Source organism: Paenibacillus sp. J31R30, from assembly GCF_059692115.1.
In genome coordinates this window covers 458,828-475,411 of record NZ_JCAUAV010000002.1, presented here as the reverse complement: position 1 = coordinate 475,411, position 16,584 = coordinate 458,828, and the positions used below count along the sequence as shown (strand labels likewise).

General features: G+C 46.0%; 13 protein-coding genes. 12 read left to right on the top strand and 1 reads right to left on the bottom strand.

Translation table 11 applies throughout. The features are described 5' to 3' along the window. The first annotated feature begins 12 nt into the window (after window positions 1–12). The 12 genes from AC58QO_RS08030 to AC58QO_RS07975 all read left to right on the top strand — a co-directional run bounded on the left by AC58QO_RS08030 (window position 13) and on the right by AC58QO_RS07975 (window position 15,140). Complete coding sequence (locus AC58QO_RS08030; RefSeq protein WP_497264779.1) at window positions 13–1,350, top strand: MFS transporter; 1,338 nt, start codon at window positions 13–15, stop codon at window positions 1,348–1,350. A 472-nt stretch (window positions 1,351–1,822) separates the two neighbouring features. Beyond that, window positions 1,823–3,409 carry a sensor domain-containing diguanylate cyclase gene (locus AC58QO_RS08025; protein WP_497264778.1) on the top strand — a complete coding sequence of 529 codons (1,587 nt, stop codon included), beginning with the start codon at window positions 1,823–1,825 and terminating at the stop codon, window positions 3,407–3,409. Between the two features lie 183 nt (window positions 3,410–3,592). Continuing rightward, complete coding sequence (locus AC58QO_RS08020; protein ID WP_497264777.1) at window positions 3,593–4,180, top strand: TetR/AcrR family transcriptional regulator; 588 nt, start codon at window positions 3,593–3,595, stop codon at window positions 4,178–4,180. A gap of 27 nt (window positions 4,181–4,207) precedes the next feature. Beyond that, the gene (locus tag AC58QO_RS08015) at window positions 4,208–4,657 is read left to right on the top strand and encodes a DoxX family protein (RefSeq protein ID WP_497264776.1); all 450 of its coding nucleotides are present in this window, start codon (window positions 4,208–4,210) and stop codon (window positions 4,655–4,657) included. 86 nt (window positions 4,658–4,743) lie between these two features. Continuing rightward, window positions 4,744–5,220 carry a VOC family protein gene (locus AC58QO_RS08010; RefSeq protein WP_497264775.1) on the top strand — a complete coding sequence of 159 codons (477 nt, stop codon included), beginning with the start codon at window positions 4,744–4,746 and terminating at the stop codon, window positions 5,218–5,220. 62 nt (window positions 5,221–5,282) lie between these two features. Next, entirely contained in the window at window positions 5,283–5,696 is a 414-nt protein-coding gene (locus tag AC58QO_RS08005) for a VOC family protein (RefSeq protein WP_497264774.1), read from the top strand. Between the two features lie 205 nt (window positions 5,697–5,901). After that, entirely contained in the window at window positions 5,902–7,692 is a 1,791-nt protein-coding gene (locus tag AC58QO_RS08000; protein ID WP_497264773.1) for a sensor histidine kinase, read from the top strand. Then, the gene (locus AC58QO_RS07995) at window positions 7,670–9,271 is read left to right on the top strand and encodes a response regulator (protein WP_497264772.1); all 1,602 of its coding nucleotides are present in this window, start codon (window positions 7,670–7,672) and stop codon (window positions 9,269–9,271) included. Before AC58QO_RS08000 ends, AC58QO_RS07995 begins: the two co-directional genes overlap by 23 nt. Before the next feature lie 89 nt (window positions 9,272–9,360). Further along, window positions 9,361–10,737 carry an ABC transporter substrate-binding protein gene (locus AC58QO_RS07990; protein ID WP_497264771.1) on the top strand — a complete coding sequence of 459 codons (1,377 nt, stop codon included), beginning with the start codon at window positions 9,361–9,363 and terminating at the stop codon, window positions 10,735–10,737. A 143-nt stretch (window positions 10,738–10,880) separates the two neighbouring features. After that, the gene (locus tag AC58QO_RS07985; RefSeq protein ID WP_497264770.1) at window positions 10,881–11,786 is read left to right on the top strand and encodes a carbohydrate ABC transporter permease; all 906 of its coding nucleotides are present in this window, start codon (window positions 10,881–10,883) and stop codon (window positions 11,784–11,786) included. A 20-nt stretch (window positions 11,787–11,806) separates the two neighbouring features. Beyond that, on the top strand, window positions 11,807–12,688 hold the full coding sequence (locus AC58QO_RS07980; protein WP_497264769.1) for a carbohydrate ABC transporter permease: 882 nt from the start codon (window positions 11,807–11,809) through the stop codon (window positions 12,686–12,688). Between the two features lie 25 nt (window positions 12,689–12,713). Continuing rightward, window positions 12,714–15,140 (top strand): 3-keto-alpha-glucoside-1,2-lyase-like domain-containing protein, encoded by a 2,427-nt coding sequence (locus AC58QO_RS07975; RefSeq protein WP_497264768.1) that lies wholly within the window; start codon window positions 12,714–12,716, stop codon window positions 15,138–15,140. Window positions 15,141–15,206: 66 nt separating this feature from the next. On the opposite strand, the gene AC58QO_RS07970 is transcribed toward AC58QO_RS07975, so the two are convergent. Further along, window positions 15,207–16,397, bottom strand: coding sequence for an oxalate decarboxylase family bicupin (locus tag AC58QO_RS07970; RefSeq protein WP_497264767.1), 1,191 nt, complete (start codon window positions 16,395–16,397; stop codon window positions 15,207–15,209). Window positions 16,398–16,584: the final 187 nt, after the last annotated feature.

The following is a 16,584-nucleotide window of genomic DNA, read 5'->3' as shown; positions in this document are numbered from 1 at the left end:
AGGGGTCCAACTATGGAACAAACGAAAATTAGGTTTTCTGAGAAGCTGGGCTATGGCGTTGGGGATTTGGCTAGTAATCTGATATGGACATCAGCCGCGACATTTCTAACCTTCTATTATACAGATATCGTTGGCTTCTCAGCAGCAGCCGTAGGTACGTTGTTATTGCTTGCCCGTTTCTTTGATGCTTTCGTAGACATTGGCGTCGGTGTGTTAGTCGATAAAACAAGAAGCATGCACGGCAAAGCTCGTCCCTGGTTGCTTTGGCTTGCCATTCCGTTCGGCATATCGGGCGTCTTACTATTCTCAGCTCCAGATTTAGGCCCTACAGGAGCACTCATTTACGCTTATGTTACCTACTTTTTAATTAATGTGATTTATTCAGGCGCGAATGTGCCATATGGCGTTCTCAATTCTCTGATCACGCAGGATCCTTATGATCGAACGTTGCTTAACATTTTCCGCATGTTCATGGCGATTATTGGCGCTGTCTTGGTTTCAACACTTACCGTTCCGATCGTTGATGGTTTTGGAGGAGGCAAGCACGGTTGGACGATGACCTTCGTTATGTATGGTGTTCTTGCGACGATACTTTTCCTGATAACTTTCCGTACAACGAAAGAACGTGTGAAGCCCGCAGTTGTCCAAGAAGTTGTACCGCTAAGCCAATCCCTGAAAGCGCTCTTGCGCAACAAGTACTGGGCATTGCTCGTTGTCTTCTTGATTCTTAGCTTCATCATGACCTCTGTCAGCACAGCCGTTAATATTTATTACGCGCAATATATTCTTGGAGATGCCAGTTTAATGTCCATTCTGGGCCTCATATCCTTTGTTCCTTTGGTGCTTGGACTACTGCTCGTTGCTCCGATTATTAAAAAGTTCGGTAAACGCAACTCCGCTATTATGGGCTTACTCATCTCCATAGTGGGTGCTGCGATTACGATCATTGACCCTACCAATCTGACGATTGTGATCATCGCTTCTGTGATCAAAGCGCTCGGCGGCGTTCCCTTGGCCGCAACGATGTTCGCCATGCTGGCTGACACTGTCGAGTATGGCGAATGGAAAACAGGCATGCGAACAGAAGGCCTCGTATATAGCGCTGGAAGCTTCGGTTCCAAGGCTGGCAGCGGGCTTGGCGCGGCTTTAGTCGGCTGGTTGCTCGCATTCGGAGGGTATGTCGGAGGTCAAGAGCATATCAGTGAATCTGCACGTTCTTCCATCCTGTTCATGTACATCTATTTGCCAATCATTATTAGCGTGCTTATGGCGATCATTCTTTACTTCTATAAATTAGATAAGCAATTCCCGCAAATTGTGAAAGAGCTGCAAGAAGCGAGAGACAATTAAATCATTTACTAAAAGGCAATCTCAAGAGTCTAAAAAGACTTAAGAGATTGCCTTATTTTTTTGAAAAAGTGAAAAAAGAAAAAGCTGCCATGGTGAACGTCCAACCCTAAGCTCTCCGCACACCTGACACCAGGCATCTGGGCGACGGGGCCGCATTACGCTTGAATCGGAATTTTCATCTTTACAGACAATTATTTTGAAAACGATTTAAACTTTAAAGGTGAAACACTCGGCAAATAGAAAGACCTATCCCATTCTGACATACGTCTTGAAACATTTTACATAATGAAAAACAATTTCCTTTTCCCAAATTTTTATGGCCGGGATTTTTTCATGTTATTGCCTTTCTTATCTCGTTAAAGAAAGGAAAATGAAAAGAATTTGTCGAATTTTGTCTGTGGTATTAGTTCTAACAGTCCATTTGTCCCGTTCATTTCTCAGCCAAAACACTACTACGATAGAGGGAATCATTATGCATATACCTTTTAAGGGCATTAAATTGACCTATATTGTAAGCTTCATTGTGCTGTTCGCTATGATCATGACATTTGCGGTAAGTACGTGGTCTAGCTATAGTGCTCAAAAACAATCGATTGTCAACAATATGCTCGAGCTTAACAAGATTAACGCCGAAAAGCTTAGCGATACAGCAGATTCCCTGTTCAAATCCATGAAAAGTAACCTCGCCTTATCGGTGGATGTCTTGAAGCGTCTTCCAGACGATGAAGAGAAACAGTATTATATGGATACATTCCGCAGCTCGAACAATTATTTCAACTCTCTTATTCTAGTTGATCCTGATGGGACAGTTAAGCTGACTTCCCCCCGCGACTTGATCAAAGTATTCCCAAGAGTGCTCGCTCCTGCTGGAGTAAAGGCCCTTGAATCTAAGCAGCCTATGGTGTCGGATGCGTTCACCTCAAGCACCAATCGATTAGTTATTTTTATTAATCAACCTCTTTTTGATGACAATGGCAATTACAAAGGAATGCTAGGCGGGAACATTTACCTGCATGATACGAATGTCATCCAACAAATTTTCGGAGTTAACGAAATTAGTGAAAATGGATCCTATTTTTACGCCGTCGATGCGAAAGGTCAAATCATTTACTCTCCGTTTCCTGAACGGGTGGGTGAATTCGTTGGCGATGTCAATCCTGTTGTTCGAAAGCTGATGGATGGCGAAAGCGGACAGCAAGCGTTGATTAACTCTAAAGGCGTGCCCTTTTTGGCAGGCTTCTCTGTTGCATCCGAAAGCAAATGGGGCTTTGTCTCACAAACACCCGAGGCCAACGTTCACATCGCTTCTCGCAAACTTATCAAGGACATGATGGCGAATACACTACCGCTCATGTTGATTCTCAGCCTGATTGTACTCTGGATTTCGAAGAAACTATCGGATCCGCTGACCCGATTATCGGAATATGCGCTGCAATTTGATCATGAAGCTGCTACTCCGGCTCCACCTCTCATCCATCATTGGAACTATGAAGCCAATGCGCTGAATAGAACAATACTGCGTGTGGTCAGTCTGCTTCAAAACCGGGTTGCAACGTTTGAACAAGAGGCAAATACGGATCCGCTCACCAAACTTGGAAATCGTCGTATGATTGACGATCACGTTCAGCAGTGGCTGGATCAGCAGCTATCATTTAGCATTATCATGCTAGATCTTGATCATTTCAAAACGGTAAACGACGAATTCGGCCATCCAAAAGGAGATGAAGTCCTTCAATTTCTCGCGCGGGTGATACAAAAAGAAGTGCGCAGCGGGGATATCTGCTGTCGGTTTGGCGGCGAGGAGTTTATGATTTTACAACCTTTCGCAACAGAGGAACAGTCACTCCTTGTCGCGGAGCGCATTCGCAATACGATGGACCAGACTTTGAGTCCAGTCGGCCGTCCTATCACGCTTTCGTTGGGGATTGCCTCCTATCCTGCTTGCGCCGTGGACAAGAATGCATTGATCCAAATGGCTGACAAAGCATTATACGAGGCAAAACGCCGCGGCCGCAACCAGACCTTCAGCTATAGCATGTTCTTGACTCAGAAAATGTAATAGCTTGCTCACTCACATCGTATTCTCCATTCAAAGGCTTTATCTTTAGAAATTCCTAAAGGTAACAGCCTTTTTGCTTTGTCTGAATCTTGTCTCGTCGTTATTTAGTCTATTTACAAACCGACGGTTTGTTTGTATTATTGAAAGAGAAGGATGCATTCCCCATTTCCGGAGGTTAACCCAATGAAGAACGAAGAACGTCGTGAAATCACCACGCGCAAATTACTTGAAGCAACGAAGGCACTGCTGCAGGAAAAAGGCTGTCACGCCATCACCATGAAGGATATCATGGAGCAGTCTTCCCTCTCGAAGGGGGCTATATTTCATTATGTCAAAAGTAAAGACGAAATTTACGCATGGGTGCTGCATGAAAGACTCGAAGAAATCAATGCGAGATTCCTGCACGAGACGGAGCAACCTGCCACAACCTTTGATGGACCCATGCAAAGCATCGTGAGCAATCTTGCCGCTTTGGAAGATCCCAATGAAATAACGAACAAAATTCTCAAGTACTTGTTAGGGAAAGAAGATGATCCAGCTATTGCGGAGGTACTTCAACATTTCTATGCGCGTTCTGTGACGTTCTCGAAGCAATGGATCTCGCTAGGGCAGCAGCATGGCGTGATCGTCGAGACGGTAGATGCGGACAAAACAGCAGAAATGTTCGTCCTTTTATCCCTAGGGTTACGGGTCCGTTCATCACTTGGAGCAACCTTAGGTAAGCTATCCAGCGAAGTTTCGACGTTCATGTCTACAATTTTGAAAAAATAATCAAGTTAACGGACAGGAGGAATTCACATGGCGCCATTTATTGCGCTTGTTTTATCCTTTATTTGTTTCCGAGGTATGGGTTATCTCGGTTGGGCTTATTTCAATGATTGGCATTCTGCGCTGCAAGGTGCCGTCACTGTCATGTTTCTGCTCACTGCCTCTGCTCACTGGGGCAAAAGACGTCCAGACCTCGTTCGGATGGTCCCTCCTATGTTTCCCCGACCCGCGCTTATCGTTACGATAACCGGATACCTCGAGATTGCGGGTGCAGTAGGCATCCTGCTTCCTGCAACGTCCCTCGCTGCCTCCATTGGCTTAGCACTCATGCTGATGGCTATGTTTCCGGCTAACGTCTATGCCGCTCGTAGGAAGCTATCGATTGGCGGCAGACCCGTTCCGCGTTTGCCTGTCCGAATTGTGCTGCAGATTGTTTTTATTGCTGCGATTGTGTTAGCGTCGCCGGTGTTTGGGGGTTGAGTGAGAGCCCCGCTCTCGAGACGTACGGCCATGAACTCATCGACATTTGTGATATAATGATAATAAAATTATTAGGAGCTGCTGACATGCAACAAAAAATCAATCCATTCCTATGGTTCGACGGCAATGCCGAAGAGGCAATGAACTTCTACACGTCGATATTCAGTGATTCCAAAATTGAAAGTGTTCACCGAGCTGGGCCTGAAGGCAAAGTTATATCTGGTACATTTTCGATCCATGGTCAACAGTATATGGTATTAAATGGCGGTCCTCAGTTCAGATTCACACCGGCCCTCTCCTTATTCGTCAACTGCGAGACACAAGAGGAGGTTGACTACCTATGGGAAAAGTTGTCTGATGGCGGTGAACCTCAACGCTGCGGTTGGGTACAGGACAAATTTGGCTTGTCATGGCAGATCATTCCAACCACGTTAGGGGAGCTCCTTCATACCCAGGATCGAGAGAGAGGGGCGCGTGTAATGAATGCGATGCTCGGCATGCAAAAGATTGATATCGCCGCTCTCAAACGGGCTTACGAGGGCAAGGAATCCTCTTACATTTGACTCGCTGATTTGCTTTCAATTATCATAGAGTAGTACAAATAACTCATTGAGGTGATCCATTCATGGCGGTTCAAGCGGATAAAATTTTTGTGAATTTACCTGTAAAAGATTTGGACAAGTCTATCGCTTTCTTTCGCGCTATTGGATTTGATTTCAATCCGCAGTTTACGGATGTGAATGCAACCTGCATGATTATCAGTGAACACATCTTCGCCATGCTATTGGTCGAGCCGTATTTCCAAACCTTTACGAAAAAAGAAATATCCGATGCAACAAAAACAACAGAAGTACTCGTTGCTTTAAGCTTCTCTAGCCGTGAAGAAGTGACAGAACTCATCGAAAAGGCCGTAGCCGCAGGTGGTACGCTTTATAGTGACCCTAATGATCACGGTTTCATGTATCAACACAGCTTCCAAGATCTTGACGGCCATCAGTGGGAACTGTTCTGGATGGATCCGAATGCAGTAAATCCATAAATGTCAATGAGGCAGTGAGAGCAATCTCACTGCTTTTTTTTACCCATTTTGATCACACCATCATAACCATGCATATTCTTTGTTTTATACGGCATATTCTTTGAATTCATAAGCTTGCCCCCACTCTCTCTAGCAGGATAAGATTCATCGTTGTATGATAGAAGAGATTCATAATCCTAGTAGATGAGGGCATGGTGTGACCTCTATGAAGATACTGCGCAGTCCAATAAAGACATTACGCGGAAAGATTCTAATCTCCTTATTTTTCCTAATCATACTCCCAGTCGTAATCATCCTATACCGCTTCTATAAATCTTCTGAAGATATTGTGCAAATTCAGCTTAACCAATCCAATCAAACCGCCGTGTCCCAGAAAGCCACTGCCATGAACGATATGGCCGTACGTATGATCACTGCTTCAAGTCTAATCATTAACGACCCGGAGACGGAAAAATTTTTGAAAGAGCCTGCAGATTGGTCCAACAATTACCTCTCCTTCATTAAACTCACGAGCTTGCAAAAAAAAATGTCCAACGTCAAAGATCTCTTGCTTGACAGCACAACTCAGCTTGGATTATTTGACAATAGAGGGTATACCCATACAACATGGTCGGCCGTCACACCTACGAATATCCAATCGTTCTATAAGGAAAGCTGGTACGAGCCCACCCTGAAGCGCAATGGTTTTCCCTACTGGACGGTTCCCTACACACTTCCCTCACCGAACAATAATCAAGATCTGATTGTGATGACGAGACAAATCAATGGGGAATACACGAGCAATTATGGTGTTTTTTTTATCAGCGTGCCAGTCTCCGTCTTCTTCTATCCGAACACCGAGCTTCGCAGGCAGCAAGCTTCAGGCATCACCGCTGTTCTCGTCGATCAAGACCAGAAGCTCTTGATTGGTGATTCTGCTGGTGCAGATTTATTGGCAAGCCAAGCACTTCTGAATGTTCATACCAATGTGAATGGCATTAAGGAAGTAAAAGTCAATGACCAAGTCTATTTCTTAAATGATGCCTATGTCCCACAGCTCGGATGGCGGCTTGTACAATTCATGAACCAGAAGGATTTTGCCACACAGCTCAGTAGGGAAAAAGACAAATCAATCACCTGGGTAGTCGCCTGGTTCCTCCTTTTTACCATTGCCTTCATTGTTCTCATGCTTCGTGTGACGAGTCCTTTCAAACAGCTGGCGAAATCCATGACGAAGGTTGGGAAAGGAGAATTCAATACACTGGTCACTGTAAAAGGGGAAGACGAGATTGCCATGCTAGGCAATAACTTCAATCGTATGGTGCTTCATTTGCAAGATCTCATCTCTGATTTATACGACGAGCAGCGACGCAAGCAAAAAGCCCAATTCCAAGCGCTGCAAGCGCAAATTAATCCGCATTTTCTACTAAATACACTCAATTCCATCAAATGGATGGCGCTGCTCTCCGGGGCTGATCATATTAGCGAAATGATTACGAAGCTAGGTAAGCTGCTTAATTTCACCATGCGGAATGAACAAGAGTTCGTCACGTTACAAGAAGAACTGGACTATTTACAGGTCTACCTTTCCCTGCAGGAAATTCGCTACCATGATCAAATCACATTTACTTCTAATATTCCGGAAGCACTACTCGACTGTGAAGTGTTAAAATTCACGCTGCAGCCTGCTGTCGAGAACAGTATTATTCATGGGAATCGGTTCCCGCTTCTCATCGATCTTCAAGCGAAAGAAATGGGTGGGAATCTACATATTGTCATGCAAGACAACGGAGTGGGCATGAGCGTCGAGATGATTCAACAGGTTGAAACATCCCTGAATCAGCCTCACGCCAAGTTCAGCGGTATCGGCATACGCAATGTCAACGAACGAATCAAGCTTCACTTCGGGATGCAGTATGGCATGCAAATTTCGAGTGTGGAGGGCGAAGGCGTCCGACTACAACTGGTGCTGCCTTTGAAAAGGAGGAATACAGATGCTGAGAATTTTGATCGTTGATGATGAAATCCTTGTGCGCATTGGCTTAAAAACAATCATTCCAAGAGATAACGAGGAGTTCCAAGTCATAGGAGAAGCCGCCAATGGGTTGGAAGCGCTGAAAATATTAGAATCACAGGCCTGTGACGTCGTACTCACCGATATTCGCATGCCGGAGATGGATGGTTTAGCTTTATTGAAAGAGATCCGTGAACGCTGGCCGAATATCAAATGTCTCATTTTATCCAATCATCACGACTTCAACTATGTGCAGCAAGCACTACGGCTAGGCGCTATCGAGTACGTTACGAAATTGGAAATCAATCCTTCCGAGCTCATGGAGAAACTGCGTGCGATTCGAGATCAGCTCAATATTGAGAGGCAAGGCCAGCACGCGAGAACCCAGTTAGAGCAAAAGGTGAATCAATATAGCAATGAGGTGAAGGAGAAACGGCTGCGCGAGCTCCTATTAAGCCACGTTTCACGTCGGGAAATTGAACAGGCTTGGCGGGAGTTTCAATTGGAGCCCTTCCCTGCTCCCCTTTCCGCCGCGGTGATCCAAATCGAAGCGTATGAAGAATTAACGCAGAATAACCGTTTCCAAAGCGATCGACTATTGACCTATACGGTGAAAAATGTCCTCAATGAGATTCTGAAAAAGTACGGCAATGGGGAGCTAGTTGAGATTGCAGCTGGAAAGTTTTGTGTTCTCACAGGCCAATTGAATGCCAATATGATGCTAGAAATGCAAAACGCCGTTCAAGCTTTCCTGAAAATTTCGCTCGCTGTCGGCGTATCCCCCTCCTACGAAGACACGTTGGCCTTACATCAAGCCTATGAGAAGGCAGAGCATGCGCTAAGCTACCGGTTTTATTACGGCGGAGCGTGTATCGTTTACTATGATCAATTAAATTTATCAGTGCCTACACTCGCTGAACCATGGAATGAAGAGGAATGGATTAAACGCATTGAGGAAGGCGACGAAGCTGGCTTGCACAAGAAAATTCTCTCGTGGACGGAGGAAATCTGTCTTCATAAGAATGTGCCTCCTGCGATCTTGCGAGAGCAGTGGCTCAGTCTGCTCCATATTTTCGCACGCTGCTTGAAGGCCGAAGGCGGCGATATTTATTCTGTCACCCTGCACGAACAGCAGTATCCGTACCATGTCATTCGTAATGCTGAGACTTTGCAGGCTTTGTCTAACTGGTTCATTGGCTGGCTTCCCGTCTTCTTGGCGTACAAGCGTGAGCATGGGAAAGAGAAGCTTCGCCCCGAGATTCAAATGGTGATTCGTCAAATCATGGAGAAATATAATCTACCTCTCAAAGTCGCTGATTTAGCCAGTACTGTTGGCTACACAGAAAATTATTTGAGTATCTTGTTCAAAAAAGAAACAGGTAAAACGATCACTGATTATATGACGAATGTTCGAATGAAAAATGCGCGCGAGCTGCTCAAGAATCCAGATTATAAAATATTCGAAATTTCTGAGCTCATCGGGTATGCCGACCCCAATCATTTCAGCCGCAGCTTTAAGCAAATGGAAGGCATGTACCCGACCGAGTTTCGCAAGCTCGTCTTCGGTCATCGAACATCATAGAATAATGCTTACTTCGTAAAGAATACTCCGTGTCTTTTTGGGAAAATTTGCATTACGATTTAACTACCAAAAGAAAAGGGGATGAACAAATGAAAAAAGTACTAGGCATGGGAGCATCAATCGCACTTGCTGTAAGCGTTCTCGTAACAGGCTGCTCCAAAGCACCAGAAGCTTCACCTTCCGCAGCTGCGTCCGTCGCACCTGCTGCAACAGCAGCAGCGGCTACACCTACACCAACACCTGAACAGAAACCAGTTACACTTAAATTCTGGGGTGGTGTACCACCAGAAAGCGGACCGCAAGACGCGGTTGACGCATGGAATAAAGCCAACCCTAACATTAAGGTTGAATATACGCGGTATGTGAACGACGATCCAGGTAATCTGAAGCTGGAAACAGCCTTGCTCTCGAATACAGACGCACCCGATATCTATATGAACTACGGTGATGCGTATATGACGAAGCGACAAGCTGCTGGCATGGCAGAGCCATTGGATGATCTGATTGCCAAAGCAGGCTTTGACGTTGAGGGTATCATCGGAGCCGCAAACATCAAGAAATTTGCAGACGGCAAATATTATTATCTCCCTGCAAATAAAAACTTGGGCGCTGTGCTTTTCAATATGAAAGCTTTAGAAGGAGCTGGCGAGAAGCTGCCTACAGCGTGGACATGGGACGATTTCAGCGCAATGGCCACCAAGCTGAACAAAGGGGCTATGAAGGGTACCATGCTAGATCCAGCTTTAGGTTGGTTTGGTGATACGGTGCTACAAACAGCCAAACCGCAAGACTGGGTAATCGCTGCTGATGGCACATCCAACTTCAACAACCCAGCCATGAAGAAGGGCTTAGAAATGCAGAAGAGCCTGGAAGACAAGGGCATTATGATGAAATATTCCGAGGCTGTTGCTGGTAAAATTACTGTGCAAAATGAGCTTCTGACGGGTAAAGCAGCTATGATGGCTTCCCAAATTTACATCATCCGCTACATCAAAGACATTAAGAGCTTCCCGCATGATTTCAAGGTCGCGTTTGCTCCTTATCCGCAATTCACGGCTGGCGGCAACATTAATCCAGGCGGCGGTATGGGCGACTATATGTCCATTAATAAAAACAGTAAAAATAAAGAAACAGCGTTCAAATTCATCTCCTGGTATTTACAAGAAGGTAATATGGCCATGGTGCCAGGCGGACGTATCCCAACTAGCAAAAAAGCAGATGCTGCTAAAATCGCCTCCATCCTTATTGGCGATGCGAAAGATCTGATTGATGAAGCTTCCTTGAAGGCACTTTTAGCTGGCAATTACACATTCCCAACTTCCTACAACGTACCAGTACCAACGGAATTACGCGCCATCTTTAAAGATGAGATGGAAAAATATCTGCTTGGTGCACAACCGATTGACAAGGCTTTGGAAACGATGAAAACGCGTGCTGATACGACGATTAAAGGCGCTAAAAAGTAACAGGCTTATCGAAACCTCCAGCTGAATCTTGCTGGAGGTTTTTTCAATCAAACTACAGAAAAGGTCACGTTCACGCTATGTGAATTCGCAACTGATCTTGGTAAAGTTAGCCTAACACATGAATTCGAAAGGGTGTCTTACGAATGAAACGACATTTCTGGCATAACGCGAAATTCAGGGAAAACCTTGCAGGCTACCTGTTCATTTTGCCCAACTTCTCTGGGTACCTTATCTTCATATTGCTTCCCATCTTATTCAGCCTTTACCTCGTTTTCGTAGATTGGGAATATCTCAAAGGGTTCGCAGGGATCGAATGGGTTGGCTTAGATAATTTCAAAGCGCTGGGCAGTGATCCGAAATTCGTGAAAGCGCTGAAAAATAATATGATTTTCACACTTGTCAGTGTGCCCGCTTCTATCATCATTGGACTGCTGTTAGCTGTCATTCTAAACAAGTATGTATTTTTCAAACAGACGCTGCGCACTTTGATTTTCCTGCCCTACGTCAGCTCGCTTGTGGCCGTATCCGTCATCTGGAGCATTATGTACCGTGCTTCTGATGGTCCGATCAACCAGTTTCTGAATACGATTGGTTTCGCGCACCCACCAGGCTGGCTGTCCAGCCCCAATTCCGCTCTTTTTGCGATTATTATTATGCAGGTGTGGGTAACGATTGGTTACTCTATGGTTATTTACTTGGCTGGTCTACAGGGGATTTCGAAGGATTTGTATGAGGCTTCCGATATGGATGGGGCTTCGAAAATACGTCAATTCTTCCAGATTACCGTTCCAATGCTTACGCCGACAACCTTTCTCGTTGCCATTACACTCATTATCGGGTCATTCCAGGTGTTCGGACCTGTCAACATTATGACGCAAGGCGGCCCCATTGATTCGACGATGGTTCTATCCTATCACATTTACTTACTTGCTTTCCGCTTCTACAAAATGGGCTATGCAGCTACCGTCTCATGGGTGCTATTCGCCATCATCTTCGTTGTCACGATCATTCAATGGCAGAGCCAGAAACGTTGGCAGCAGCACTTCTAATTGCAAAGGAGCCTTCCCATATGGAAACTATTGTCCCTATTGAAACTACACGCAAAACCTCAATTGCCAGAACCAGAAAGGGCAGCTTGTGGCTAAAAGTGCTGCTAACGATTATATTGGCAGCAATCTCCATTCTCATGATCCTGCCCTTTATTTGGATGATCTCCACCTCCTTCAAAATTAATGGCGAGGTATTCAAATATCCGATCGACTGGATTCCGAATACATGGCATTTTGAGAATTATAAAAAGGTATGGGCTGGCACGGACCCGTTCTATTTATTCTATTGGAATTCGATCAAAATTACGGGGATCACGGTCGTTGGCAACCTGCTCACAAGTGCCATGGCTGGCTACGCTTTTGCCAAAATACGCTTTAGAGGACGCAACTTCCTGTTTCTGCTCTATTTATCAACGATGATGATTCCGGGTCAGGTGCTGCTTGTTCCCCGCTTCATCTTGTTCGATCAGCTGCAGCTGATCAATACACACGCTTCCATTATTTTACCAGGCTTGTTCACGGTATTCGGTACTTTCTTGATGCGTCAGTTTTTCAGTTCCCTTCCAAACGAACTATTGGAGGCAGGACGCGTCGATGGGTCCGGTTACTGGCGGACGTTCTGGCAAATTTGTTTGCCGCTGACCAAGCCTGCGATCGTCACTCTTTTGATTCTCTCTTTCACTTGGCACTGGAACGAATATGAAACCCCTCTTATCATGCTTCGCGAAAAGGACCTGTTTACAATTCCACTTGGCTTAACGAGTTATGTTGAAGAGTTTGGAACGAATTATGTCCTCACCATGGCAGCTTCCGTTTCCGGACTTGTACCTCTGCTCATCGTTGTGGTTGTATGTCAAAAATGGTTCGTAGAGGGCATTGCAAGCTCGGGATTGAAAGGCTAGCCTTCACAACAAAGGAGGCTTCACAATGCGTGCCTTGCGAAAATGGTTACCGCTTCTCTTCTCTGCCCTGCTTGTGCTAGGCGCCTTCCCCACAGGTCGTGTGGAAGCGTCTAGCACAGCAGTTGTCCCCATTGCTTGGAGCACATTCACAGCAGGCAACCCGACAGACGCCAATTCCTTACGGGTATTGGACATTCTACTGAATACGAACAAGTACGCACTTAGCACATGGTGGACGAACAAAGGCTTTGCCGCACAAACCGGCAGCTATCTCACCTTCGGCGGTGTCGATGAACCGAACATCAGGCCTCCAGCCAGTGAAGCCCTCGCGCTCGCGATTTCACTGAAAACAGGTGCCTACGATTCGGCTGAAACTGGCGTTACGCAGACGAACGCGATGACCATCGCAACCAAGCTTACCGCTTCACTTGCCTACCAACACAGAATTAATACCACCTCAGGCTGGGGCAACGGCTGGCAGACGGCTTTCTGGGCTTATCTGGCCGGAACGGCTGGTTACCTGCTCTGGGATGACCTCTCCGTGACGGATCGCGAGTATGTCCGCAAAATGGTCGAGTATGAAGCGAATCGTTTCAACAGCTACACAGTCCCTTATTATCGCAATGAAGCAGGCACTATCATCTCCGCTGGCGATACGAAAGCGGAAGAAAATGCCTGGAACTCCTCCTTGCTCCAACTTGCCACCGCCATGATGCCCGATCACCCCAATTGGAGCCTATGGATGAACAAGAACATTGAACTCATGATCTCCGCTTACTCTCGCCCATCCGATACGACAAGCACACGCGTCCTTCATGGCAAAACTGTAGCAGATTGGCTGCATGGCTCTAATGCGAACGAAGACGGCACCGTTGTGAACCACAGTATCATTCATCCCGATTATATGAATTCCATTACTCAATTACTGAATGCCCCTCTTTTATACACATTAGCAGGTAAAAATACGCCTGAAGCAGCGCTCTTTAATGCTGATATTGTTTATGACTCGCTTGTCGATCTTAATTTTGCTAATCCGCCATATGCTGCTCCTGGAGGAACGATTTATATTGATGGCAGTGCGAATGCCTACTATCCGCAGGGGAATGACTGGGGAACGAAGCGTCGTATGCATTTTGCTTATATGGATGCTGCTGCATCTGCCTTCGGATTCGATACGTTGGCCAGCCAGAAGGGTAACTACTGGGAGCCCTATCATGCCCAAATGGTCCTGGATATGCAGAATCGTACGGGTCACACCGATGGGCACACCTATGAAGCCACGTCCGAAGACACCTATGCGGGAAGAGAAGAATGGGTAGCGCAATTCGCTGGTCGAGATTATTTGACCAAATGGATCATCAAGCAAAATAAGTACGTCCTAACCAACGAAACCTATACCACACCTCCGCCTGATCCTGCCCCATCCGATCCATTTAGTTATACCTTTGAAGATGGTGCTTCAACAGGCTGGACGCCTGTGAATGGCACATGGAATGTCGTCACAGATGGCAGTAAGGTTTATAAACAAACCGCTACTTCGGGTGAAGCTCTCTCCTTAGTTGGTGATACCTCCGCATGGAGCAATTATAGCTATGAGGCAACAGTGAAAGTGTATGATGCGATCGCCAACAATGCCACTGGTCTTGTCGGGCGGTATGCGGACAATAACAATTACTATTTGTTTAGGTTGACCACGTCTGGGAAAGCTCAGCTTTATAAGAAATCTGGTGGAACTTTTGCACTTCTACAGGAAGTATCGATGACCGTGAGCACGAATACCCCTTATACGCTTAAGCTCGTCATGGACGGTACTTCAATATCCGGCTACGTTGGCGGCGTGTTGAAGGTCTCTGCAACCGACAGCACGATCTCTGCAGGCAAAATTGGCTTCCGAGCCTACAATCAGACGGCAAGTATTGATAATGTTTCGGTCGTGCAAAGCTTGCCATATGGGGATTTGTTCGAAGATGGAGATGCCTATTCCTGGATCCCTTCGACTGGGGTCTGGAGTGTAGTCACAGACGGAACCAAAGTCTTGAAGCAGACCTCAACATCCGGTGAGGCCGTCACCGTTACAGGCAACGCGAGCTGGAGCAATTATTCCATTCAGGCTAAACTCAAAATGTATGACGCGCTCGCCTTCAATGCCAGCGGGATCATAGGCCGATATGTCGATGACAATAACTATTATTTATTCCGCTTGATAACCTCTGGATCGGCTCAGCTGTATAAGAAATCAGGGGGGACCTTCACCCTGCTGCAAGAAGTTCCGCTGACGGTGAATACGAATACCGCATACACGCTTAAGCTTACCATGACGGGCAGTACGCTGACTGGCTATGTGAATGGTACGCAGCTCGTCTCTGTGACAGACAGTACGTTCACTAGTGGGAAGATTGGTTTCCGAACTTATAAGCAAACGGCAAGCTTTGATGAGGTGTCGGTGAATTAAGCTGTGGTTAAAATGCGAAAAGGCTATCTCATGTAGGTATTCTACTTGAGATAGCCTTGTTTATTGTTATTTCGGGTAATAGGAAAATCCCGGATATTTGACAACAGGCCACTTTTCTTTGCGCAGCGCATCCAATAGTTCAGTTCCAACATGCAAATTGGTACTTACAAGATCCCGAGGGGTAAGCGCCATCCATTGGTTTAACGATACATCCTCAAAGCGATCACTCTTGAACATTTCCAAAAACCATAGCGTTTGAGTCCCCGTATTCTGAATATAGTGTCCCGTAGCAAATGGCACATAACCAACATCGCCAGCTCTATAATCAAATGTACGTGCGTTGCCATTACCCGTAAAAACCGTCATGCGTCCCTGCCCGGTCAGGTAATACTGCCACTCATCATTATTCGGGTGCCAATGCAGTTCCCTCATACCACCAGGTTCAATTTCAACTAGCGCCGCTGCTATATTTTTGGAAATAGGAAAATTAGAAGAGTCTACGATTCGTACGCTGCCGCCAGGCGTTTTCATCGGTGTTTGCGCGAGCAGTTGATGTTTGAAGCTTAGTGGAATGGTTCCGAATGGGGATTGTACCTTCTGACTTTCCAGTGAACCGGGCACTTTGTCTTGATAAATATACACCTGTTCAGTAGGAATGTTCTTAAAAGCACTCATCGGTACTCCGAAATTGGCAGACAGCACATCTTTGGGCGTACGTGAAAACCAATCAGAGATGGAAATCGTGTTCAGATCAGAAAAGTTGCCATCATCGAAAACAAGCAAGAATTCACAGTGCTCTAGTCCCTGAATGGAGTGGGGGAGTCCTGGAGGAAAGTACCAAAGATCGCCTGGGCCTACATCGGCTATAAAATTTCGACCATCTTGGTCGATTGCCGTAATACGTGCGCGACCTACAATCATATAGGACCATTCTGCTTGTGTATGCCAATGTAATTCGCGCACACCACCAGGAGTCAAACTCATATTTACACCAGCAAGCGTGGTTGCAATGGGCATTTCTCTAGCGGTAACTTCCCGTGACCAGCCCCCGTAATTTAATTTCATAGACGTGTCTGAAAACGAAAATTTCAAATTCGGAAGCAAGCCAGAATCCGTAATAGGTGGAACTAACATGTCTGGGTTTTCGATATCCCGCATAATATCCCGAGGCCCCGTATCCATCCCGCCGGCGCCATCGTTTCGGATAGGCTGTGGCACATTTCCGAATGCACCCTGATTCCGTCTCGGAGTTTCCATTCCGCAGTCTCCTCTCATCAGTTTGTTGCTTATTCTACATGATATATGAGACTGAATCAGTGTTCATTACCTGCATCTGCATAAGGGATAGCGGGTGGCACCATGCACACAAAAAAAATCGAGTTACGCGTAGCGAACAAGGCAAATGGAGTTACGTAAGTCGATAAAATCGAGTTACGTGTGGCGG